At 52.2% G+C, this 22,027-nt stretch carries 20 protein-coding genes; 14 read left to right on the top strand and 6 right to left on the bottom strand.

All coding sequences use genetic code 11. The features are described 5' to 3' along the window. Positions 1 to 49: 49 nt before the first annotated feature. A complete protein-coding gene (yaaA, locus tag L4174_RS13425; RefSeq protein WP_248141368.1) occupies positions 50 to 823 on the top strand; it encodes a peroxide stress protein YaaA in 774 nt (257 codons plus the stop codon). A 94-nt stretch (positions 824 to 917) separates the two neighbouring features. Here the strand turns inward: yaaA and srmB are convergent, their stop codons facing one another. Continuing rightward, a complete protein-coding gene (gene srmB / locus L4174_RS13420) occupies positions 918 to 2,153 on the bottom strand; it encodes an ATP-dependent RNA helicase SrmB (RefSeq protein ID WP_248141367.1) in 1,236 nt (411 codons plus the stop codon). A 161-nt stretch (positions 2,154 to 2,314) separates the two neighbouring features. Beyond that, positions 2,315 to 3,049: a tRNA1(Val) (adenine(37)-N6)-methyltransferase gene (locus L4174_RS13415; RefSeq protein ID WP_248141366.1), complete on the bottom strand. Its 735-nt coding sequence runs from the start codon at positions 3,047 to 3,049 to the stop codon at positions 2,315 to 2,317. 355 nt (positions 3,050 to 3,404) lie between these two features. Between L4174_RS13415 and brnQ the strand changes: the two genes are divergently transcribed. Next, positions 3,405 to 4,715: a branched-chain amino acid transport system II carrier protein gene (gene brnQ, locus L4174_RS13410; RefSeq protein ID WP_248141365.1), complete on the top strand. Its 1,311-nt coding sequence runs from the start codon at positions 3,405 to 3,407 to the stop codon at positions 4,713 to 4,715. A 70-nt stretch (positions 4,716 to 4,785) separates the two neighbouring features. Here the strand turns inward: brnQ and fldB are convergent, their stop codons facing one another. Next, positions 4,786 to 5,304 carry a flavodoxin FldB gene (gene fldB / locus L4174_RS13405; protein ID WP_248141363.1) on the bottom strand — a complete coding sequence of 173 codons (519 nt, stop codon included), beginning with the start codon at positions 5,302 to 5,304 and terminating at the stop codon, positions 4,786 to 4,788. A gap of 210 nt (positions 5,305 to 5,514) precedes the next feature. On the opposite strand from fldB, the gene xerD reads away from it, so the two are divergent. The 7 genes from xerD to L4174_RS13370 all read left to right on the top strand — a co-directional run bounded on the left by xerD (position 5,515) and on the right by L4174_RS13370 (position 14,152). Beyond that, positions 5,515 to 6,369: a site-specific tyrosine recombinase XerD gene (gene xerD, locus L4174_RS13400; RefSeq protein WP_248141719.1), complete on the top strand. Its 855-nt coding sequence runs from the start codon at positions 5,515 to 5,517 to the stop codon at positions 6,367 to 6,369. 222 nt (positions 6,370 to 6,591) lie between these two features. Further along, positions 6,592 to 7,314, top strand: a complete 723-nt coding sequence (gene dsbC, locus L4174_RS13395) for a bifunctional protein-disulfide isomerase/oxidoreductase DsbC (protein WP_248141362.1) — start codon at positions 6,592 to 6,594, stop codon at positions 7,312 to 7,314. Positions 7,315 to 7,497: 183 nt separating this feature from the next. Continuing rightward, complete coding sequence (gene recJ, locus L4174_RS13390) at positions 7,498 to 9,225, top strand: single-stranded-DNA-specific exonuclease RecJ (protein WP_248141360.1); 1,728 nt, start codon at positions 7,498 to 7,500, stop codon at positions 9,223 to 9,225. Positions 9,226 to 9,401: 176 nt separating this feature from the next. Further along, a protein-coding gene (gene prfB / locus L4174_RS13385; protein ID WP_248141359.1) for a peptide chain release factor 2 occupies positions 9,402 to 10,500 on the top strand; the annotation gives its coding sequence in 2 pieces (ribosomal slippage) (positions 9,402 to 9,476 and positions 9,478 to 10,500; 1,098 coding nt in all). Positions 10,501 to 10,531: 31 nt separating this feature from the next. Continuing rightward, positions 10,532 to 12,040: a lysine--tRNA ligase gene (gene lysS / locus L4174_RS13380; RefSeq protein WP_248141358.1), complete on the top strand. Its 1,509-nt coding sequence runs from the start codon at positions 10,532 to 10,534 to the stop codon at positions 12,038 to 12,040. 192 nt (positions 12,041 to 12,232) lie between these two features. Beyond that, on the top strand, positions 12,233 to 12,640 hold the full coding sequence (locus tag L4174_RS13375; protein WP_248141357.1) for a hypothetical protein: 408 nt from the start codon (positions 12,233 to 12,235) through the stop codon (positions 12,638 to 12,640). A 183-nt stretch (positions 12,641 to 12,823) separates the two neighbouring features. After that, a complete protein-coding gene (locus L4174_RS13370) occupies positions 12,824 to 14,152 on the top strand; it encodes a sigma-54 dependent transcriptional regulator (protein ID WP_248141356.1) in 1,329 nt (442 codons plus the stop codon). Here L4174_RS13370 and L4174_RS13365 read toward each other — a convergent pair whose 3' ends face one another. Beyond that, entirely contained in the window at positions 14,153 to 14,584 is a 432-nt protein-coding gene (locus tag L4174_RS13365; protein ID WP_248141355.1) for a PACE efflux transporter, read from the bottom strand. A 104-nt stretch (positions 14,585 to 14,688) separates the two neighbouring features. On the opposite strand from L4174_RS13365, the gene L4174_RS13360 reads away from it, so the two are divergent. Together L4174_RS13360 and L4174_RS13355 are read left to right on the top strand one after the other, a co-directional pair. Next, positions 14,689 to 15,570 (top strand): LysR family transcriptional regulator, encoded by an 882-nt coding sequence (locus L4174_RS13360; RefSeq protein WP_248141354.1) that lies wholly within the window; start codon positions 14,689 to 14,691, stop codon positions 15,568 to 15,570. A gap of 448 nt (positions 15,571 to 16,018) precedes the next feature. Then, on the top strand, positions 16,019 to 16,264 hold the full coding sequence (locus L4174_RS13355) for a hypothetical protein (RefSeq protein WP_248141353.1): 246 nt from the start codon (positions 16,019 to 16,021) through the stop codon (positions 16,262 to 16,264). Between the two features lie 87 nt (positions 16,265 to 16,351). Here L4174_RS13355 and L4174_RS13350 read toward each other — a convergent pair whose 3' ends face one another. Continuing rightward, a complete protein-coding gene (locus L4174_RS13350; protein ID WP_248141352.1) occupies positions 16,352 to 17,386 on the bottom strand; it encodes an NADP(H)-dependent aldo-keto reductase in 1,035 nt (344 codons plus the stop codon). A 216-nt stretch (positions 17,387 to 17,602) separates the two neighbouring features. On the opposite strand from L4174_RS13350, the gene L4174_RS13345 reads away from it, so the two are divergent. Further along, positions 17,603 to 17,905: a DUF6482 family protein gene (locus L4174_RS13345; RefSeq protein WP_248141351.1), complete on the top strand. Its 303-nt coding sequence runs from the start codon at positions 17,603 to 17,605 to the stop codon at positions 17,903 to 17,905. 10 nt (positions 17,906 to 17,915) lie between these two features. Here the strand turns inward: L4174_RS13345 and mutH are convergent, their stop codons facing one another. Then, positions 17,916 to 18,590, bottom strand: coding sequence for a DNA mismatch repair endonuclease MutH (mutH, locus tag L4174_RS13340; RefSeq protein WP_371929348.1), 675 nt, complete (start codon positions 18,588 to 18,590; stop codon positions 17,916 to 17,918). Positions 18,591 to 19,226: 636 nt separating this feature from the next. Between mutH and rppH the strand changes: the two genes are divergently transcribed. Further along, a complete protein-coding gene (gene rppH / locus L4174_RS13335) occupies positions 19,227 to 19,748 on the top strand; it encodes an RNA pyrophosphohydrolase (protein ID WP_036755242.1) in 522 nt (173 codons plus the stop codon). Positions 19,749 to 19,768: 20 nt separating this feature from the next. Beyond that, positions 19,769 to 22,024, top strand: coding sequence for a phosphoenolpyruvate--protein phosphotransferase (gene ptsP / locus L4174_RS13330; RefSeq protein ID WP_248141718.1), 2,256 nt, complete (start codon positions 19,769 to 19,771; stop codon positions 22,022 to 22,024). Positions 22,025 to 22,027 lie beyond the last annotated feature (3 nt).

The following is a 22,027-nucleotide window of genomic DNA, read 5'->3' as shown; positions in this document are numbered from 1 at the left end:
TGCCGAAATGGTACTCTTTGAGGCAGTTTAACGCACAGGAAATCGAAAAATGCTGATTGTGGTCTCGCCTGCCAAAACGCTGGATTATGAATCGCCTTTGGCGACAGAAACTTATACTCAGCCTGAACTCTTGGATCACTCCGCGGAGCTGATCGAGGTCTGCCGGACGCTGACTCCGATGGATATTGCCAGCCTGATGAAGGTGAGTGACAAAATCGCGGGTCTGAATGCCGCACGTTTTGCTGAGTGGCAGCCTGATTTTGCGCCGGCTAACGCCCGACAGGCGATTCTGGCATTTAAAGGTGACGTGTACACCGGGCTGGAAGCCGAAAGCATGCGCGAGGAAGATTTTACTTTTGCACAGCAACATTTACGGATGCTGTCTGGTTTATATGGCCTGTTGCGTCCGCTGGATCTGATGCAGCCTTACCGGCTGGAGATGGGAACCCGGCTGGCAAACGGCCGCGGTGCCAATCTGTATCAGTTCTGGGATAACATCATCACGGATAAACTGAATACCGCACTGGCGGAGCAGGGTGACGATATCCTGATCAATCTGGCTTCAAACGAATATTTTAAAGCGGTGAAGCCGAAATCGCTCAAAGGGAAGGTGGTGACGCCGGTCTTTAAAGACTGTAAGAACGGCCAGTACAAAGTCATCAGTTTCTTTGCAAAAAAAGCGCGAGGTATGATGGCGCGTTATATCATCGATAACCGTCTGACATCGGTTGAACAGCTGAAACAATTTGATGTGGCAGGCTATTATTTCTCGCCGGAAGAATCGACGGATAAAGAGCTGGTGTTCAAGCGCGAAGAACAGTAATCGCAGAAAGCTGAAGTCAGCTTACATGATTGAAAAAAGGGCCGGATGATTCATCCGGCCCTTTTTGTTGTTCAGGTTTTGCAGACAGGACAGCTTACTTCGCAGATTTCTTTTTCGTCGCTTTTTTCTTGGTGCCTGTTTTTTTGTTGTCTTTGGTTTTTTTCTTTTTCTTCACCGTGGTCGGTTTTTTGTTTTTCGGGCGCATGCCTTCAATGAACCGCTCCGGCACTTCTTCTTTCATGTAACGGCCAACCCGTTCGATCATCGCCTGATCATGCGCTTCAACCAGGGAGATGGCAGTCCCTTTCTTACCGGCACGTGCTGTCCGGCCAATACGGTGCAGGTACACATCCGCGGTGCGTGGCATATCGAAGTTGATAACGTGGCTGACATCCGGCAGGTCGATCCCGCGCGCGGCAACATCTGTTGCGATCAGGACATTCACTTCCCCTTCGCTGAAACGACGGATGGTGTTGTTGCGGCTCGCCTGTGCCATTTCGCCCTGAATCCAGCAGCAAGGTACTTGCATCGCCGCCAGCTGATCGCGCAGTTCCGCCAGACGCTCACGGGTTTTGACAAAAATAATGCTGCGCTCGGCCTGCTCTTTCAGGATATTTTCCAGCAGTGCCAGCTTGTGCGTCATGTCGTCACAGCGGTGATAGACTTGCTGAATCTTCTTGCGCTCGCGACGAGGCGGCTCGGCGTTGACTTCAACCGGCTCATTCAAAATGGTGTGGGAAAACTCACGGACCCCTTTGCCTTCCAGCGTTGCCGAGAACAACAGGCTCTGACGGCGCCAGCGGCATTCATCATGCACGCGTTTCACCACAGATCCGAAGCCCATGTCCAGCATGCGGTCAGCTTCATCCAGGATCAGACATTCAATGGCGCGGCAATCGAATTTTTCCCCTTCGATGTATTCCATCAGACGGCCCGGTGTGGCGACCACGATGTCCTGCGTTTTGCCCAGATACTCTGCGTGTTCGTCGTAAGAGATCCCGCCGGTAATGGTGAAGATCTTTAAATCGGTATGTGCGGCCAGTGCTTTCGCCTGCTCGGCGACCTGAATCGCCAGTTCACGGGTTGGCGTCAGGATCAGAACCCGGGCCGGACCCGGCTTGCGGCGCGGGAAGTCCTGCAGGTGCTGAATCATTGGCAGCACAAAGGCTGCAGTTTTTCCGGTACCCGTCGGGGCGGAAGCCAGTACGTCACGGCCATCCAGGGCATGAGGGATAGCTTCAGCCTGTACAACGGTCGGACGGGAAAAGCCCATGTCTTCAATCGCCTGTAGCAGCTGGCCATCTAACTCTAATTCGGAAAAATCTCTCACCTGTCTTACTCCTCGGTCGCTTGCGGCCCGCGTTCATGTCTTGGAGGCGGGCAGAGCACTGCTGTGATTCAGTTAAGGGGCGGCATTATAGTGTGAATTGATGCAAGTATCACCGATTAAAGCACAAAAACTTAGCCAGCCGTTGCCGGATACCATTTTACTCAGAGTTTGAGGTAGAAGGCCCGGGTCAGCTCGGTGAATTCCGGTGAGTACTGGCCGTTCTGATGGATGGTCAGCGTTGTCTGCTCGTGGTCACCGGGCTGGTGCATGAGTTCGATTAAAAGACGGGAAACTGGTTTGGCGTTTGTGCTCCGGACCTGACACAACCGGCGACAGTGCAGCTGATGATCAGCCAGCATCGTCAATAAAGCTTCCCCTTCGGTCAGTGGCAGGATCAGACTGGCGCATCCGTCTGCGGCCAGCAGATGTCTGAGACCGGTCAGCAGCGCCTGATGAGACAGGGTATCAGTATGACGTGCGGTTGCCCGGCGCTGGCAGCTGGCCTGTTCACCACTGTTGAAATAAGGCGGATTACACCAGATCGCGCTGAAAGAACCTGCGGCTTGTGCGGCTGCCCACTCCCGGATGTCCTGTTGTTCGGCCTGAAGGCGGTTGTGCCACGGTGAAGCGGCAAAGTTCTGACGGGCTGCCGCCACAGCTGCCGGATCAATATCAACGGCAAGGATCTTCGGGGCACTGGCCTGAGTGCGTTGTGCCGCCATCAGCGCCAGCAGACCGCTGCCGCAACCGATGTCGAGCAGGGCGTTGCGGCCGGGCGTTATCGCGGATTGCGGGAGCTGTGCCCAGGCACCCAGTAACACGCCGTCGGTACTGACGGGCATCCCGCAACCGTGGTCATCCACGTGGAATTGTTTAAACGTAAAACCTTTTTTCATCGAATGATTCGCGGACGTCGGTTAAGAAAATCGGATCGCTATTATACCCGAAGGCCCGGTAAATCTATGCTGACACTGTAAACTCAGGCCTTATCCTGGTTAAATCCTCTGTTTTGGATGTTTTGTGACCACGTATCGCTATGGTGATGATTTCTGAATTCTTGCCGTTATTTGGTGTAATATTCCGTTAATTTCATCGATAGGCCAAAGAAAGTGGTGTTTTTGGCTGCGAGGTTGCCACTGGCGTTCTTTTGCTTCATTATGCTGCCTCTTTTGCTGCGTATAGTGATATATGCCAGCGCTATAACTTTTATATGCAAATACAACTAAACAACAGACGAGTGGAAGGTGCAGTTTGAAAGACACACTCAAAGTTTCAGATATATTAGCGATTGGTTTCATGACCTTCGCGTTTTTCCTGGGAGCCGGGAATATTATTTTCCCGCCACAAGCCGGTCTGAGTGCGGGGGATAACCTGCTGCCGGCCATGTTCGGCTTTCTGTCGACCGCTGTGGGTCTGCCGCTGATCGGCATTATCGCCGTTGCGGTTGCCGGTGGTGGCTGGAAAGGCCTGACCCGCGATTTGCCGCCATTTATGGCGACTCTGATGGCAGTCCTGATTTTTATCATTATCGGCCCTGCATTTGCTGCACCGCGTACCGGTCTGGTGGCGTATGAAATGGCAGTCAAACCGTTTCTTGAAGATGCCGGACAAACCAGCCTGACCATTTTTTCTGTTGTCTTTTTTGCGCTGGCTCTGTTCTTTGCCTGGTCTCGCGGCAAACTGATTGATTCGATTGGTAAACTGCTGACACCTGCACTGTTTGCGGTGCTGGCAATTCTGGCTGTGGCTGTTTTCATGAACCCGCAAAGTGAGATTCTGTCGGCGCAGGGTGATTACGCCAACATGGCGTTCACGAAAGGTTTCCTGGAAGGTTATAACACCATGGATACCTTCGCGGCGCTGATGTTCGGTATGCTGATTGTGGACGTGATCCGCAGCAAAGGGATCAAAGATGAGAAAGCGACCTGCAAATACCTGATGATGGCGGGTGTGATTGCAGCAGCAGGTCTGGCATTCGTTTATGTTTCTCTGTTCTACCTGGGTGCGACCAGCGCAACAGTTGCTGAAGGTGCCAGCAATGGCGGTGCGATCCTGGCTGGCTATGTTCTGGCACTGTTCGGTCCGGTTGGACAGTACATTCTGTCTGCCATTGTGATGCTGGCCTGTCTGACCACAGCGATTGGCCTGATCAGCGCCTGTTCGGATTACTTCAGTTCACTGACCCGCCTGTCTTATGAGGCTTGGGCTGTGATTCTTGCTGTGATCTGCGGTGTGGTGGCAAATGTGGGTCTGAATCAGCTGATTAGTCTGTCTGTTCCTGTCCTGTTTGCCCTGTATCCGGTCGCTGTGGCACTGGTACTGCTGACTTTTGTACGTCGTTTCCTGCCGAATCCGCGTCTGGCGTACCGTGTGGTGCTGTTGGTCTCTCTGGTCTTCAGCCTGATCGATGCGGCGAAAGTTGTTGGTCTGAACGTATCTTTCCTGAACTTCCTGCCGTTGTTTGAGTACGGCATGGCGTGGACGATGCCGACGCTGCTGGCTCTGGTAGTGACCCGCTTTATCCGTGCGGATATCCGCGAACCGGAAGTACAACAGGCTTAACTTCGGTTTCCTGAAAAAACGCCCCGCAGATGCGGGGCGTTTTTGTTGGTGATGCCTGATTTATGAGGCCTTAAAGGGAATCACCGTATTCTGTCAGTACCTGCTCGCACCATTGCTCGATACGCTCATCACTGAATTCATACTGGCTGTCTTCATCCAGCGCCAGGCCGACAAACAGAGACTTGTCTTCAGTCAGTGCTTTTGACGCTTCAAAGTTGTAGCCCTGATTTGGCCAGTAGCCGACAAACTGAGCGCCGGTTGGCAGCAGTTTATCGTGCAGCATGCCCATGGCGTCCAGATACCATTCGGTATAGCCTTCCTGATCGCCCAGTCCGAACAGCGCAATGGTTTTCCCGGTCAGCGTCAGGCCGTCGAGCTGTTCCCAGACCGCTTCCCAGTCTTCCTGCAGTTCGCCGAAATCCCAGGTTGAGATCCCCAGGATCAGCAGGTCATACTGGTTCATGTCGCTGAGGTTGGCATCTTTGATATTGTGCAGATCCACCAGATCTTCGCCGATGCAATCGCGGATTTTTTCCGCGGTCATTTCGGTATAGCAGGTGGTCGAGCCGTAAAACAGGCCGATTTTCATACTGATAATTCCTGGGGTGGCAACAAATTTGCGCTGATTTTACCCTCTCAGGCGCTTCGGTGCACCCTTCCTTACCCACCAGCTAGTTACATTGCCTGTGAAATTCAGTACTATGCTTCAAAATACTGTATTTATATCCAGATGTTTTAGGAGCGGTGTGACGTGGACAATAACAATGACATCACCCTGATCGAACGCTTTTTAGATGCGATGTGGATGGAGCGGGGGCTGTCGGAAAATACCTTGTCTTCCTACCGGAACGATTTGATGAAGTTACAGCAGTGGCTGGCTGATCGTAGCCGCGATCTGCTCACGCTTCAGTCGAGCGATTTACAGAATTATCAGCAGTGGTTGTTTGATGAAGATTTCAAGCAAAGCTCACGGGCCAGGATGACCTCTGCACTCCGCAGATTGTTCCAGTATTTGCACCGCGAGAAGCTGCGCGATGATGATCCGAGTGCGCTGCTGCACAGCCCGCGTCTCCCGAAGCGTCTGCCGAAAGATATCACTGAAGCGCAGGTCAGTGATTTGCTGAACGCGCCGGATGTTAACGATCCGCTGGAACTGCGCGATAAAGCCATGCTGGAATTGCTGTACGCGACGGGTTTGCGTGTGACCGAACTGGTCAGTCTGAGAATGGATAATGTCAGCCTGCGTCAGGGCGTCGTGCGGGTGACCGGTAAAGGGGACAAAGAGCGGCTGGTTCCGATGGGAGAAGAGGCGCTGGAATGGATTGAGACCTTCCTGAGCCACGGGCGTCCGCAACTGTTGGGCGAGGTCAGCTCCGATGTCCTGTTTCCGAGCAAACGTGCCCGGCAGATGACCCGCCAGACGTTCTGGCACCGGATTAAACATTATGCGGTGATCGCCGGCATTGATGCCGATACTTTGTCGCCGCATGTGATGCGCCATGCCTTTGCAACCCATTTGCTGAATTATGGAGCGGACTTGCGTGTGGTCCAGATGCTGCTGGGACACAGTGATTTATCCACGACTCAGATCTATACTCACGTAGCAACGGAACGCCTGAAACAACTGCATCAGGAGCATCATCCCCGGGCTTAATTTCTGATAACTCCGGCGTATTCGGGTAACGATGATCCAGAAAATGATGCACCTTGTTACAGAGAAGCAGACCATACTGTGAAGTGGGGCTGAGATCCCAATCATGTCCAGTGAAACTCAGCTGGATATGAAATGACTTGCCTTTTGGCGCTGAACTTTGAAAGATGGGCGGACTCTAACGGTCCGTACCTTTATCACACACGTTTTGTTAAGGATGTTTTCATGCCATTTTCCTGCCGTCCCCTGCTTGTTGCGCTGGCTGCGTTCACGGCTTTTTCTGCCAGTGCAGAACCGAACGCCCGTGCCATTGAAGCTACGCTGTCCCCACTGGGTCTGACCGCTGCATCGGTTAAGCCGTCACCCATTCAGGGAATGAGTGAGGTGGTTACTGAGCGCGGCATTATCTATATGTCTGATGATGGCCAGTACTTTCTGGCAGGCCACCTTTATCAGTCGGTCAATGGTGAGCCGGTCAACCTGACGGAACAGAAACTGGCATCTATCAATAAAGACAAACTGAAAGGCATGGAAGGCGAGATGATTGTCTATCCGGCCAAAGATGAAAAATACGTCGTCACCGTGTTTACCGACACCAGCTGCGGTTACTGCCGGAAGTTACACAGTGAAATGCAGGCCTATAATGATGCCGGGATTACCATCCGTTATCTGGCATTCCCGCGTGGCGGTGAGCGTTCGCAGAACTTTGGCGAGATGAGCGCCATCTGGGCTGCCAAAGATCGTGTCAAAGCGATGGACGAAGCCAAAAAAGGCAAACTGGATATCGAACACAGCCCGCACAACGATGATCTGGTGATGAAGCATTATCAGCTGGGTGTTGCAATGGGTGTATCAGGCACGCCTGCACTGGTGCTGCAAGATGGCACCATGCTGCCGGGTTATCAGCCGCCGAGCCGCCTGCTGCAATTTCTCAACAGCCGCAGTTAACGGCGTCATGTCCAGCCCACAGCCCGCAATCATATGCGGGCTGTTGTTTATTCTACCTGCCCTGACGGATATAAAACTGTGAATCAACTGCCCGGCGGATCGTGCCCGGGTACCCGCCATGGCGGTTTTTTGGTATAACAGCTCTCCATCATTTCAGCCTGCACAACACCAACAAGAAATTGCATGAAAATCGAAATCAAACGTCGCCCGGAAGCAGACACCTCAGGTTTTTCGTCTTCGGTTCACCCGTTGTTAAAGCGTATTTATGCCAGTCGCGGCCTGCGCACAGACACAGATTTAGAACGCGGCGCCAGAGGGCTGCACAGTTACGACCAGCTGAACGGGATTGATGCGGCAGTCAGCCTGCTTGTCCATGCCTTGCAGACGCACCAGCGGATCATCATTGTGGGAGATTTCGATGCCGACGGGGCAACGAGTTCGGCCTTGTCGGTGCTGGCGCTGCGCCAGCTGGGATGCCGCAACGTGGATTATCTGGTCCCCAACCGCTTTGATGACGGCTATGGCCTGAGCCCGGAAGTTGTGGAGCAGGCGCAAGCCCGGGGCGCTGAAATGATTATGACGGTGGATAATGGTGTCTCTTCCGTATCCGGTGTTGCCGCTGCGAAAGAGAAAGGCATTCAGGTGCTGGTGACCGATCACCATTTGCCGGGGGAGATTTTGCCCGCAGCAGATGCGATTGTGAATCCGAACCTGCACCAGTGTAATTTTCCGTCGAAGGCGTTGTGCGGCGTCGGTGTGGCATTTTATCTGATGCTCGCGCTGCGTGCAGAGCTGCGCAGGCTGAACTGGTTTACAGAGCAGGGCATTCCCGAGCCCAATCTGGCCGGATTATTGGATCTGGTTGCGCTGGGAACCGTGGCGGATGTGGTGGCACTGGACGGGAACAACCGAATTTTGGTGCACCAGGGACTGCAACGTATCCGGGCCGGACAATGCCGACCGGGGATTCGGGCTCTGATTGAAGTGGCGAACCGTGATGTTTCACGGCTGGTTGCCAGCGATCTGGGATTCGCACTCGGCCCGCGTATTAACGCAGCCGGCCGGTTGGATGACATGTCTTTCGGGGTTGAGCTGCTGCTTTGTGAGGAAATGCAAACAGCGCGGCGGATGGCCGTTGAGCTGGATGGCCTGAATCAGACCCGCAAAGAAATCGAGCAGGGCATGAAAGAAGAAGCGCTGGCGATTTGTGAGCGCTTGAAGTTCAACCAGAAAGACATGCCTTACGGTCTGGCTTTGTATCAGGCGGACTGGCATCAGGGCGTCATCGGAATTCTGGCTTCACGGATTAAAGAACTGTATCACCGCCCGGTGATTGCTTTTGCGTCGGCGGGTGAAGGCGAAATGAAGGGGTCCTGCCGTTCCATTCCGGGGTTGCACATGCGGGATGTACTGGATCGGATTGATACGCGCCAGCCGGGGATGATCCTGAAATTTGGCGGTCATGCAATGGCAGCGGGCCTGACACTGAAAACTTCTCAGTATGAGGCCTTCAGTGCTGCTTTTGATCAGGCGGTACGTGAAGAGCTTGATGAATCGGCGCTCAAAGGGGTGTTACTGACCGATGGTGAACTCGCGGGCCGGGATATGAATCTGGAAACCGCGGAACTGCTGCGTGGTGCCGGCCCCTGGGGACAGCAATTTCCGGAGCCCAGTTTTGATGGCCGGTTTCGCCTGCTGCAGCAGCGGCTGGTCGGCAGTAAACACCTGAAAATGATTCTGGAACCAATTGACGGCGGCAGCATGATTGATGCGATTGCCTTTAACATTGATGTGAGGCGCTGGCCGGATGCGTCGGTACAGCAGGTGGATTTGGTTTATCGTCTGGATGTGAACGAATTCAGGGGTAACCGCAGTGTTCAGCTGATGGTGGAACACCTTGAAGCCGTATGAATTTTTTCGAAACGGAGCCTTGGGCTCCGTTTTCTTTTTGCCGTCCTGAATTTCCGGCTGTCAATCCTGAGGTGGAAATAAAGGATAAGTTTTGTGATCCTCTGTTTATTCTTGCCGCAATTCGCTAAAATCCCCCGGTTGTGTCCGTTTCGGCGAAAAGGCTAAGAAGAGTGGCAATGTTCGAAGTTAATCCAATTAAAAACCGTCTTGAGGATGTGTCTGCACGGACTGACATCCTTAGGGGGTACCTTTGACTACGATGCTAAGAAAGAGCGTCTGGAAGAAGTCAATGCAGAATTAGAACAACCTGATGTATGGAATGAGCCAGAGCGTGCTCAGGCATTGGGTAAAGAGCGTGCAGCGCTGGAAGCGGTGGTAGAAACCATCGACCAGCTGGACCAGGGCGTGGAAGACGTTGAAGGTCTGCTGGAGCTGGCGATTGAGGAGAACGATCAGGAAACTTTTGACGAAATTGGTCCTGAGCTAGATGAGCTGGTCACCAAGCTGGAGCAGCTGGAATTCCGCCGCATGTTCGCTGGCGATCACGATTCGTCCGACTGTTACGTGGACCTGCAGGCAGGTTCAGGCGGTACCGAAGCACAGGATTGGACGTCAATGATGCTGCGCATGTACCTGCGCTGGGCAGAAGCCAAGGGTTTCAAGACAGAAGTGATTGAAGTCTCTGAAGGTGATGTTGCGGGTCTGAAATCGGCAACGGTGAAAATCACCGGCGAATATGCATACGGCTGGCTGCGCACCGAAACCGGTGTTCATCGTCTGGTCCGTAAGTCACCGTTTGACTCAGGCGGCCGTCGTCATACGTCTTTTGCGTCTGCTTTCGTGTACCCGGAAGTGGATGACAATATTGATATCGATATCAATCCATCCGATCTGCGTATCGACGTTTACCGTGCGTCCGGTGCGGGTGGTCAGCATGTTAACACCACGGAATCTGCGGTACGGATTACGCACGTACCAACCAATACTGTGGTTCAGTGCCAGAATGACCGTTCTCAGCACAAGAACAAAGATCAGGCCATGAAACAGCTGAAAGCGAAGCTGTTTGAACTGGAAATGCAAAAGCAGAACGCCGAGAAACAGGCGAATGAAGATGCGAAGTCTGATATCGGCTGGGGAAGCCAGATCCGCTCTTATGTGCTGGATGATTCCCGAATCAAAGATCTGCGTACCGGTGTCGAAAACCGCAACACCCAGGCGGTGCTGGACGGCGACCTGGACCGCTTCATTGAAGCAAGCCTGAAATCCGGTCTGTAATACCGGCCCTGAACTGTTGTTAAGGTTAACCATGACTGAACTAGTACAAGACGAGAACAAACTGATTGCTGAGCGCCGCGCGAAACTGGAACAGATTCGTCAGGATTGCAAAGCAAACGGCCACCCGAACGATTTTCGCCGCGACAGCCTGGCTGCCGATCTTCAGACTGCTTTTGGTGAAAAGACCAAGGAAGAGCTGGAAGAAGCAGGTCAAGTGGTTGCGATTGCTGGCCGTATCATGGCCAAACGTGGTCCATTCCTGGCCATTCAGGATGTATCCGGCCGTATTCAGGCTTACGCTTCGAAAGATGTACAAAAAGAGCTGAAGGAAAAATATTCAGGTCTGGATATCGGTGACATCATCGGTATCAAAGGTGTGCTGCATAAATCCGGTAAAGGCGACCTGTACGTCAATATGGATGAGTACCAGCTGCTGACGAAAGCACTGCGTCCGCTGCCGGAAAAATTCCACGGTCTGACCGACCAGGAAATGCGCTACCGTCAGCGTTATGTGGATCTGATCGTGAATGAAGAATCCCGTAACACCATGCTGATGCGCTCGAAAGTGGTGAACGCGATTCGTCAGTTCATGACCACCAAAGGCTTCATGGAAGTGGAAACGCCGATGATGCACGTGATCCCGGGCGGTGCGACTGCACGTCCTTTCATCACGCATCACAATGCGCTGGACATCGACATGTACCTGCGTGTTGCGCCTGAGCTGTACCTCAAGCGTCTGGTTGTGGGTGGCTTTGAGCGTGTGTTCGAAATCAACCGTAACTTCCGTAACGAAGGTCTGTCTCCACGCCACAACCCGGAATTCACCATGATGGAATTCTATATGGCGTATGCGGACTATCGTGATCTGATGGACCTGACCGAAGAGATGCTGAGCTCCATTGCGCTGGATCTGTGCGGTACGACAGGTCTGCCATACGGTGATGAGACCATTGAGTTCAAAGGTCCATATCCTCGCATGAGCATGCTGGAAGCGATCAAGCACTACAACCCGAACAACGAAACCATTCAGGGTCTGACTTATGAGCAGGTTCAGGATCGTGACCTGATGGTGAGCATTGCGAAATCGCTGCACATTGAGGTGGAGTCGTTCTGGACTTGTGGTCAGCTGCTGGAAGAAATCTTCGGTGAAACTGCTGAGCCGAAACTGCTGCAGCCAACATTCATCACAGAATATCCTGCAGACATTTCTCCGCTGGCGCGTCGTAATGATGAAAACCCGTTCATCACTGACCGTTTTGAGTTCTTCATCGGTGGCCGCGAAGTGGCAAACGGCTTCTCGGAGCTGAACGATGCAGAAGATCAGGACCAGCGCTTCAAAGCGCAGGTGGATGCGAAAGACGCCGGTGATGATGAAGCGATGTTCTATGACGCTGACTACATTACGGCGCTGGAGCATGGCCTGCCACCAACAGCTGGCCAGGGCATCGGGATTGACCGTCTGGTGATGCTGTTTACCAACAGCCACACGATTCGTGATGTGATTCTGTTCCCGGCCATGCGCCCGCAGAACAATCAGTAATAGCGAATCGCTCTGAATCTGAAAAGCCACTTCCCCGGAAGTGGCTTTTTTTGTCTCAGCCAGAACATGATCTGAGTCCGGCAAGCATACTTCTGTTTTATATAACATTTTTTATCTGAAGACATAGCATCAATTATGGAATTAATGTCATAATTCAGCCTTTGTGGTGATGGACAATCCTTAGGAAAAAGAATGAAAAAAGTAGCATGCGCTGTGTTGGCTGGATTGATGCTCAGTGGCTGTGTTTCGACGGAACTGACGCCTCCTCCGACAGATTTTTCAGGCAATTTGCCTGAAGAACTGAAAGAGAGATTTGCAACACTCAATGATTGGCCGCCGGAAGGGAGCCGAGGTGAAGTCCGCACTTTCCATTTTGACAGCGAGCGTTCGTTGTTAACAGTTATTCATCAGCTGCGCAGTACCCGCTGGCAATGGCGAATGGATCAGTCCAAGGTGAAGCCGGAATTGATGGATACTGCGTGTGAGCAATTTGCAGAAGCCATTGAACAGGGACTGGGCGTTCGCTTCTGGTATACGGGAGCTGGTGGTTTTGTCAGTGACCCTGTGTCCCGGGAAACCTGCGCCGCAAATAAATCCTGATTTACGGCACTTGCCCATACCTGATTGAAGAAAAGCCAAAAAATATCACCGGATGCTCAGGCAAAAGGTGATATTTTTGTTATGTGAGGTTTTCGTCACATATACTTGTGAAATACCGAATTGCATTTTTGATGAAAAAAGCATCGCAGTGTTCGTACGGTGTTCGGCAGAATAGGTGATCGAATGGGACAGGGTGCAAGCAAAGAAATCTGGCACGGGGAGTTAGTCCTGCTTGGCGGGCAGACAATTCCCTGGCTACATGCTCTGGAGCAGGTCGGGTGGATTTGCCACCATTGCCATGACTTAAGGGCAGCCGAAACGCTGTTGCTCGAAACCGGCCCGTGTCTCGGGGTGGTCGACCTCAGTCACGATGATTTCAGCCTGAATGCCATCGCCGGTCTGGTGAACCGCCATAAACAGGTACGCTGGCTGGCGCTGGTTCGTGATGAACAACTGAATATTGAATCGGTCTGCCAGTTTATCGTCAGTTTCTGTCTCGATTACTTCACTTCCCCCATTCCTGAAGCGCAACTGTTAAAAACTCTTGGCCATCAGCGCGGCATGTTAACGCTTGAGCGAAAAGTCTGGCCCAAACTCGGCCAGTTCAGTCAGCAGGGCGTGCAGGGTGATACGCCGGTGATGAAAAAGTTGCTGCAGCACGTCAAACGTCTGGCAGCTGCCGATATGCCGGTGCTGATTCAGGGTGAAATTGGAACGGGTAAGGAAATGGTAGCGGAGGCCATCTTCCAGGCTTCGACCCGGGCCAAGGGCCGGTTTGTGACCGTGAACTGTTCCGGTGTGAATGCGAACTGGACACTCAATGGTTTGCCTGCCGAATGTTGTTTCGTTACCGCACAGGATGGTGTTCTGTTTCTGAATGAGGTGACCTCGCTGGCACCTGCCCGGCAGCAGGAATTATTGCAATGGCTTCAGGAAGGGCGTTTCACGAAAGAAAATGGCACTGTGGTGTCCGCTGAACCCAGACTCATTGTCGCCACGCATTACCCGCTCGATACACTGGTCAGTGAAGGACAGCTCAATAAGGAGCTGTTTTATCGTTTGAATGTACTCAGTCTGGCTGTCCCGCCACTGCGGGAACGCGGTGATGACTTACTGTCCCTGGCCAATGCGCTGTTGCTGAAATATGCCCGGCAGTATAACTGCGGGGTGAAAGCTTTTTCTGATGATGCCCGACAGGCGATTATGACCTACAACTGGCCGGGCAATGTTCAGGAACTGATCGGCCGTATCAAAAGGGCCGTATTGCTGACCGAGCAAAAGAATATTGAAGCGGATCACCTTGAACTGCCCCGGCAGTCAGATGATAAACAAAGCCTCAAGAAAATCCGTGAAGAGTCGGAGCGCAGCGCACTGCTGAGCGTTCTGGAAAACAACCGGGGTCAGATCACGGCGGCAGCCCGCGAACTCGGGGTTTCCCGGGCGACGATGTACCGGTTGCTGAATAAACATGACCTGATCCCGCCGCCGCGGGATCTGGGTCAGAATTCCTGACTAGGCAGAGGTGCCGACTGTTTCTGGTAACGGGAACACTCTGTCGTATGCCAGGTTGTAGAGGTAGGCATAAATCAGATAGAACACGACCAAACCCAGATCCATGACCAGGGCCGCCCAGGGGCTGATGTCCAGCCACCAGGCCATGATGGGCAGGGTGATCCACAGCAGGCTGAGCTCAAATCCTAATGCATGCACGAAGCGGTGTTTCGTATTTTTCTGCAACTGGCCGCTGTATCTGAGCATGGCATGATCAAACAACAGGTTATAGGCATAGTTCCAGACCGTTGCAATGACCGAAAAAACAACGCCCAGAATCCCGATATGGGCCATCTCAAAGCCGAATCCGTAGCTGAGTACCAAAGTGATCAGCACCAGGGCGATGCCTTCAAATCCGATCGCGTGGCGGACTCTGTCCCAATGTGTACGCATGTGTGTTACCTCAATTTTGAATCACCGTTCTGATGCGTATACTAATCAGAATATTGATAGATAAAAGTTAGTAACTATCGTTTTTAAAGATAGATGGGGCGGAGATGCATTTTTCACTCGAACAGCTCAGAGCTTTTGTCGCCGCAGCAGAAACCGGATCATTTTCGGCAGCAGCACGGCAGATGGGCAAGGCGCAGTCCGTTATCAGTACGGCCATTTCAAATCTGGAGACAGACTTTCACTTGGCACTGTTTGACCGAAGTGGCAAAAAGCCGGTTCTGACCTCTGAGGGGCAAGCGTTGTTGATGAAAGCCCGTCGGGTACTGGCGCAGTGCGGTGAGCTGCAAGTGGCCGCCGATAGCTTCCAGCAGGGAGTGGAACCGAAATTAACGCTGGGTGTGGAGTCGATGGCATTGCTGCCGGCTCTGGCGGATGTGCTGAAGGCGTTTGAGATCAGGTATCCGCTGGTGGAAGTTGAAATCCTGACGGTTGGGACAGGCGATGTCATGAAGTTACTGCATGACGGCAGGGTTCAGCTGGCGCTCATGGTACAGCTGGCTTTTCTGAATCCGGAGATCACGGTGCATGGCCTCGGGCAGGTGGAGGTCTGGTGTGTGGCAGCCAGCGACCATCCGCTTGCTGCGCTCAAGACCGTCGACTGGGCTGATCTCCGGCAGCACCGTCAGGTGTTGCTGACGGGCCGTTACGGGCAGGACAGCGAAGGGTGGCGAGTCTCTGATACGATTTGGCGAACCGAGCATATTCTGTCGGCGATTGAGCTGATTCAGCGCGGGATTGGCTGGACGGTACTGCCGGCAGAAACTGTCAGGGATAAAGTGCTGACCGGACAGCTGGTCCGGCTGGAACCGGCATTTGAAGCGCAGGCATGGAAGCAGCCCGTGGATCTCGCCTGGAGCAGCCGGTATGCACTTGGTCCGGCCGGGAAATTGCTGTGTACGATGCTGAAATCGATGGTGCTTTCCTGACAACAGGTTCGGTGTTGTTGCAGATCATTTGCGGTAAGAGGAAAACCCTGAAAATTTATCTATCGCTGTTGTTTCCCTCTGATTCTCAGCGATAGATTGCATAATTATCCGACTATTTGGCTTTTTATCAGAGAAAACAAAATAACTTCTTGTTTTTGATGCATTATCGGGCAAGAATATGCTTCATATCACATCATTCTACCTTATAACCAGGAGGAACATACAATGAGCACATTCAACACAAAATGTCTGCGTCCTGCTGGTGATTCGGATCGAAATTCCCATCAGCATTAAGCTCACTGACCTCTGGTCACTGATCTTAAATACTTTCTACAGTAATTCACTGTGTAAATGGGCCGCGGATACGTCTGTCGCGGCTAGTCAGTTGTCAGCCTGAAAACGGTCGTATTTGCGTCCCTCCATGTTTTATTCAACGGAGAGCACTCTCATGCGCCAATCAGTCTATTTACGTTTTGCTGTTTTACTTATTCGTCTTGATCTTCATCGTGAAGAAGAAGCATGGCGTCGCGAATACCGACGGATGCAGTTTCATTTACCTCAACTGTCTTCACATATTCTGAAAGATATGGGAATTGACAAAGATATGCGCGTCGATTCAGCGCTGGCCGGTCAACGAGCCATGCGTAAGAGCCGTCACCTCAGGCGAGCATTTCGGTCGCGAAGTCTGACGTAATCGCTGGCCTTACTCTGCGGAGTAAGGCCAGAAAGAACCCAACGGCCCCCGTTTTAGCGGGGGCTTTTGTTTTCAGCTTCAGTGGAATTACGGACAAGGATTTGAATAAGTGAGCCCAACTTGCTCAAGATCTGCCAGAATTTCAGCATTGAGTTCTACCGACAGACTGTCGATATTCGCCTCCAGCTGAGTCAGATTCGTCGCGCCAATCAGGGTTGACGCATTGAACGGTTGCTGATTCACAAAAGCCAACGCCATTTGTGCCGGATCCAGTCCATGCTTTTTCGCTACTTTCACATAAGCTTCCGTTGCTGCAACACCTTGGGGGGTAAAGTAGCGGACGAAGCGCTCGAACAGCGTACAGCGGGCGCCTGCAGGTTTTTGACCATTGAGGTATTTACCACTGAGAATTCCGAATGCCATCGGAGAATAAGCCAGTAATTTCACGCCCTCATAATGGCTGATTTCCGAAAGACCGACCTCAAAGCTGCGATTGAGCAAGTTATATGGGTTTTGTATGGTGACTACCCGCGGCAGGTCATGTTTTTCTGCCAGACGTAAAAAGGACATCACGCCCCACGGGGTTTCATTTGACAGTCCGATGTAACGGATTTTACCGGCACGCACCAGTTCGGCCAGTGCTTCCAGTGAATCCGTTAAAGTGACGCCAGTATTTTCATCCGGGTAAGGATAATTCAGCTTGCCAAAACAGTTTGTTTCGCGCTGCGGCCAGTGTAACTGATAGAGATCGATATAATCAGTTTGCAGTCGTTCCAGGCTGTTTTCAACGGCTTCATGAATGTTCCGCCAGTCCAGCGCCATCTGATTTCGGATATGCGGCACATTACGCGGCCCCGCAACCTTGGTTGCAAGAATGACTTTGTCTCGCTTGCCGGATTTTTTCAGCCAGCTGCCAATATAGGATTCTGTCAGTCCCTGTGTTTCTGCTTTGGGCGGTACCGGATACATTTCAGCAGTATCGATCAGGTTGACACCGCGCTCCAGAGCGAAGTCGAGCTGGCTGTGGGCTTCGGCTTCGGTATTCTGTTCACCAAATGTCATGGTACCCAGACCAATCTGACTGACTTCGAGAGATGAATGGGGGATCTTATGGTATTTCATTTGCCCTCCTTGGACCGCAAATTCACTTTGACTATAACCTAGGATGTAGCGGCTGAAAAGCGGCAGGAAAATAGGGGGTTAGCACAAAATGTGCCGGTCGTTTTGTTGCGACAATAATGCAAGCCTGACCTTAGAGCGCCGGGAACAAAGTGGCCGCCTTGCTGAACGGACAATGTTCGCACATAGTTAAATCAGTTCCCTGACTGAGGAGTGGCCATGAAATTGTCCCAATTCAAGCACTGGGTGAAGTCGCCCGGTGAGGATGTGCCGAGATGTGTGCTGACCAGTTATGCCGGTCAGGCGGCTTATTTGATGGAAGTCGAGTACAGGCACCACCTTGAGCCGTTGAAAGATGACGACGATAATACACTGCACTTTCAGAATATGGAGCAGGTGAGGGAGTTCTTGAGGCCGCTGGGCGTGAAATCGATCACGCTGCGAATGATCGACCCGCATGACGAATTTTCCCCGGACGGCAAACCACAATGCTGTCAGGACGAGATGACAATTCCACTGTAATTCCGGGCTGTCAGAGCATGAAATGGCGGGCCAGCAGTTCGGCAGTAAATTGTGTTTTGAGATAAAAGCCGCGTGGCAGGGTTTTGATGGGCTGGCCGTTGGCCCCATAGGCTTCTGTCAGGGCTTTGCTGTTGGCCGCTTTCGGCCGGAGTTGCAGGACTTCACCATGCCGGGCGGTGATTTGTTCCACTTTGCCCAGAACGATCAGATCCATCAGTTCTTCCCAGTCGCGCCGCAGGCGAGCTTCTTCATCTGCTGAAGGGCTCCAGAGCAAAGGAGAGCCGACATGGCGTTCAGCCAGCGGAATTTCGCGTTCACCTTCGACTGGAATCCACAGTACCCGCGCCAGTTTGTGTCTGATATGGCTGTTTTCCCAACTGACGCCATGCAGGCCCGTCAGGGGGGCGACGCAGACAAAGGTGGTTTCCAGAGGTTTCCCCTGGTGACTGATCGGGATCGTTTTCAGTTCAATACCAAGCTCGGTAAAGTCGGGGACAGGCTGACTGCCGGCTGTGGCACCCAAATGCCATTCCAGAAGCTGGCCGACCCAGCCTTTATCACGACGCAGATCCGGTGGGGTGACTTGTCCTGCCTGCTCGGCCAGTTCTCCCAGCGTGTAACCAGCAAGTGCCTGTGCCCGCGCCAGCAGCTCGGATTCAGAGGTTGGGGGAGAATTTTGGGGCATCGTCATTAGCAGGTATGTCGTACAGGCAATCAGAGAACAGCGTATGGTAACACAATCATCAGGATCCGGGAGAGCTTGCGATAAAGATCAGCCCGACGGTGGAGATCTTCTCCAAAGATATCCACAGGTAATTTTTCGAACAAAGTGCACATTCTCTGAGCTGGATGGATTTACAGGGTATTGCGTGGAATTTGAACGACGGTCTGGTGTTTATTTCACCAGGCACCTCCCTGAGTTGTGGATAAATGTAAAGTTGGTTGATCTTTGACCACCGCTGAAGATCCGCTGAATAAGATTGAATCTATTCTCATAGATATACGTAATAATTGATTTTAAGTTAATGGTTTTTAAGTGATTATTTATTCTGTTCATATCCGAAATAAGAAACCGCTTGTTTTGGTTTTGTTGATTAAATCAGCAATAACAGAGTTTCTACACAAAACTATCCACAGAAAGCGTGAATAAATGTGGGAGAGGTCTCATTTCTCTGTTTATAACCTCCTGTTCAGTGAGAAGTTATCCATAAAGTGAGTGCCAGGTAGGAAAAAACAGTGATTGATGACAATGAATGTTTACCCTGAGCCTATTTCTGTGAAAAAATCACTGTTAATTGATATTTTTACTTGAGGTCGTCCAGTGATTGATGGCGATGGATACCGCCCTAATGTGGGGATAGTTATCTGTAACAGCCATGGCCAGGTATTTTGGGCTCGACGATATGGACAACACTCTTGGCAGTTTCCGCAAGGCGGTATCGATGAGGGGGAAACTCCTGAACAGGCCATGTACCGTGAACTGTATGAGGAAGTGGGTCTGACCAAAAAGGACGTCAGGATTTTGGCATCCAGCCGCCATTGGCTGAGATACAAGTTACCGAAGCGTCTGGTCCGGTGGGACTCCAAACCGGTTTGTATCGGGCAAAAGCAAAAGTGGTTTTTGCTGAGTCTGGAGTGCGATGAGTCTAAGGTGAACATGCAGCGTGGCACCACCCCGGAATTTGATGGCTGGCGTTGGGTCAGTTACTGGTATCCGGTACGTCAGGTTGTGTCCTTCAAACGGGATGTATATCGCCGGGCGCTGAAAGAATTCGCGGCGATGGCGATGCCGTTTAAGGAACGTAAGGAACGGAAATCGAAACGTAAAAACAGGCGAGGTTAACCCAAGGGATCATAATGCTTATGCTGACCCAGCTCAGAGAAATCGTAGAGAAAGTTGCCAGCGCGCCGACCTTGCTCGAAGCGTTGGATGTCTTGGTGGTCAGTATTTGTGATGCAATGAAGACGGAGTGTTGCTCTGTCTACATTGTGGATGAGCATCGGCAGCAATATATGCTGATGGCGACCCAAGGGTTAACCAAACCCTCATATCAGGTTGGGCTCAGTTTTAATGAAGGTCTGGTCGGTCTGGTCGGCCGCCAGGCGGAACCCGTCAACGTGGCTGATGCCAGCAGTCATCCCAATTTTAAGCATATCCCCGGTACCAACGAAGAATCCTTCCGCTCCTTTTTTGGCACACCGATTATTCATCAGCGTAAAGTTCTTGGCGTACTGGTGATTCAGCAGCGCGAAAAGCGTGAATTCACGGAAAGCGAAGAGTCCTTTATGGTGACGCTGGCGGCACAGCTGGCGGTCATTCTGGCGCATGCAAAAGCACAGGGGATGTGGCCGGATCAACGGGATGGCCTGCATCTGACCGGATCCGCTGCATCCACAGGCGTTGCGGTTGCAAAAGCCTGGTGGGACGACAACCAGCCAAGATTGGAAGTGGTGAGCCCGGCATCCTGTCTGGACCGGGAAGCCGAGCAGGAACGATTGAGCATTGCCATTGAGATGGCCAGCAATGAATTTCGTCGCCTGCGCAAACGCTTCGATAGTGAACTTCACAAAGAAACTCTGGCGATTTTTGATCTGTTCAGCCACTTGCTGAACGATCCGATGCTGCGGAAAGATCTTTTCTCCAAAGTTGCAGGCGGTGATCAGGCAGAGTGGGCTGTCCGGCAGACCGTGGAAACGTATTCCGCACGTTTTGCCAATATGAAAGATGATTATCTGCGGGAACGTGCGCATGATATCCGGGAGCTGGGGCAGCGTTTACTGTTCTTTCTGCATAATGAGGAAGGGATCGAGCATCAGTGGGATGCGCCGATTGTTCTGCTTACCCGAGAGCTGACAGCCGCCATGCTGGCCAGCATTCCAAGAGACAAGCTGGCTGCCGTGGTGGCGCAGGAAGGTGCTGCAAACTCCCATGCCGCAATATTATCCCGTGCCCTGGGGATTCCGGCGATCATGGGGGTCGATTTTATTCCTGAAAAAGTTCATAACACGCTGGTGGTTGTGGATGGCTACCGGGGCGACCTGCTGATCGAGCCGAACAGGCAGGTTCTGGCCGAGTACAAACGACTACTGCGAGAAGAAAACGAGCTGACCGCACTGGTCGAGCAGGATCTCGATAAAGCGGCAGTCACGGCAGATCAGGAAAGAATTTTTCTGTATCTCAACGCCGGGCTGAGTGCTGATACCAATATTGCGGTGAATAAGGGCGTGGATGGGGTCGGTCTCTACCGGACTGAAGTGCCGTTTCTGCTGCAGCGCAGTTTTCCTTCCGAAGAAGAACAGGCGGCTCAGTACCGTGCCATCCTGACGTCTTACCCGAATAAATCCGTGGTGATGCGTACACTGGATATTGGTGGTGACAAGCCGCTCCCTTATCTCACCATTGAAGAAGACAATCCTTTTCTGGGATGGCGTGGCATCCGCTTCACGCTGGATCACCCGGAAATTTTTCTGATGCAGGTCAGAGCGATGCTCAAGGCGAGTATTGGTCTCGACAACATGGATATCCTGTTGCCCATGATCTCCGGGATCCCGGAGCTGGATGAATCCAAAGCCTTGATTGAGAGAGCGTTTGAAGAAGTGTCCGCGTTTGCTGAAAGTCAGGGAAAAAGTTTGCGCAGACCGAAGCTGGGGATCATGATTGAAGTCCCTTCCATTCTCTATCAGCTGCCGGCTTTGAAAGACCGGGTGGATTTTATTTCGGTGGGCAGTAATGACTTAACTCAGTATTTATTGGCCGTTGACCGGAACAATTCACGGGTCGCGAATGTCTATGATGCTTTCCACCCTGCTGTCATGCAGGCACTGAAACATATTCAGAGCGTCAGCGAGTCGCTGGCCATGCCTGTGAGTGTCTGTGGTGAGCTGGCGGGGGACCCGCTTGGTGCGTTGTTGCTGGTTGGTATGGGGTACCGCTCTCTGAGTATGAATACCCGGAACGTTGCCAAAATTAAATATGTTCTGCGTCATACGGCACTCAGTGATATGGAGCAACTGGCAGCTCAGGCACTGACGGCGACCTTTGGTCAGGATGTGCGTAAGATGGCGACATCCTTCGTTGAACAGCGTGGTATGGGTGGTTTTATCCGTGCAGGGAAATAATTG

Source organism: Photobacterium sp. CCB-ST2H9, from assembly GCF_023151555.2.
Lineage (GTDB): Bacteria > Pseudomonadota > Gammaproteobacteria > Enterobacterales > Vibrionaceae > Photobacterium.
This window is presented reverse-complemented; position numbering and strand designations above follow the sequence as displayed.

Bases quoted from the DNA above. Each gene is read 5' to 3' on its own strand.
- yaaA (WP_248141368.1), top strand. From the start codon at position 50: ATGCTGATTGTGGTCTCGCCTGCCAAAACGCTGGATTATGAATCGCCT.
- L4174_RS13415 (WP_248141366.1), bottom strand. From the start codon at position 3,049: ATGAAAAAAGGTTTTACGTTTAAACAATTCCACGTGGATGACCACGGT.
- fldB (WP_248141363.1), bottom strand. From the start codon at position 5,304: ATGAAAATCGGCCTGTTTTACGGCTCGACCACCTGCTATACCGAAATG.
- xerD (WP_248141719.1), top strand. From the start codon at position 5,515: ATGTGGATGGAGCGGGGGCTGTCGGAAAATACCTTGTCTTCCTACCGG.
- dsbC (WP_248141362.1), top strand. From the start codon at position 6,592: ATGCCATTTTCCTGCCGTCCCCTGCTTGTTGCGCTGGCTGCGTTCACG.
- recJ (WP_248141360.1), top strand. From the start codon at position 7,498: ATGAAAATCGAAATCAAACGTCGCCCGGAAGCAGACACCTCAGGTTTT.
- lysS (WP_248141358.1), top strand. From the start codon at position 10,532: ATGACTGAACTAGTACAAGACGAGAACAAACTGATTGCTGAGCGCCGC.
- L4174_RS13375 (WP_248141357.1), top strand. From the start codon at position 12,233: ATGAAAAAAGTAGCATGCGCTGTGTTGGCTGGATTGATGCTCAGTGGC.
- L4174_RS13370 (WP_248141356.1), top strand. From the start codon at position 12,824: ATGGGACAGGGTGCAAGCAAAGAAATCTGGCACGGGGAGTTAGTCCTG.
- L4174_RS13365 (WP_248141355.1), bottom strand. From the start codon at position 14,584: ATGCGTACACATTGGGACAGAGTCCGCCACGCGATCGGATTTGAAGGC.
- L4174_RS13360 (WP_248141354.1), top strand. From the start codon at position 14,689: ATGCATTTTTCACTCGAACAGCTCAGAGCTTTTGTCGCCGCAGCAGAA.
- L4174_RS13355 (WP_248141353.1), top strand. From the start codon at position 16,019: ATGCGCCAATCAGTCTATTTACGTTTTGCTGTTTTACTTATTCGTCTT.
- L4174_RS13350 (WP_248141352.1), bottom strand. From the start codon at position 17,386: ATGAAATACCATAAGATCCCCCATTCATCTCTCGAAGTCAGTCAGATT.
- L4174_RS13345 (WP_248141351.1), top strand. From the start codon at position 17,603: ATGAAATTGTCCCAATTCAAGCACTGGGTGAAGTCGCCCGGTGAGGAT.
- mutH (WP_371929348.1), bottom strand. From the start codon at position 18,590: ATGCCCCAAAATTCTCCCCCAACCTCTGAATCCGAGCTGCTGGCGCGG.
- ptsP (WP_248141718.1), top strand. From the start codon at position 19,769: ATGCTGACCCAGCTCAGAGAAATCGTAGAGAAAGTTGCCAGCGCGCCG.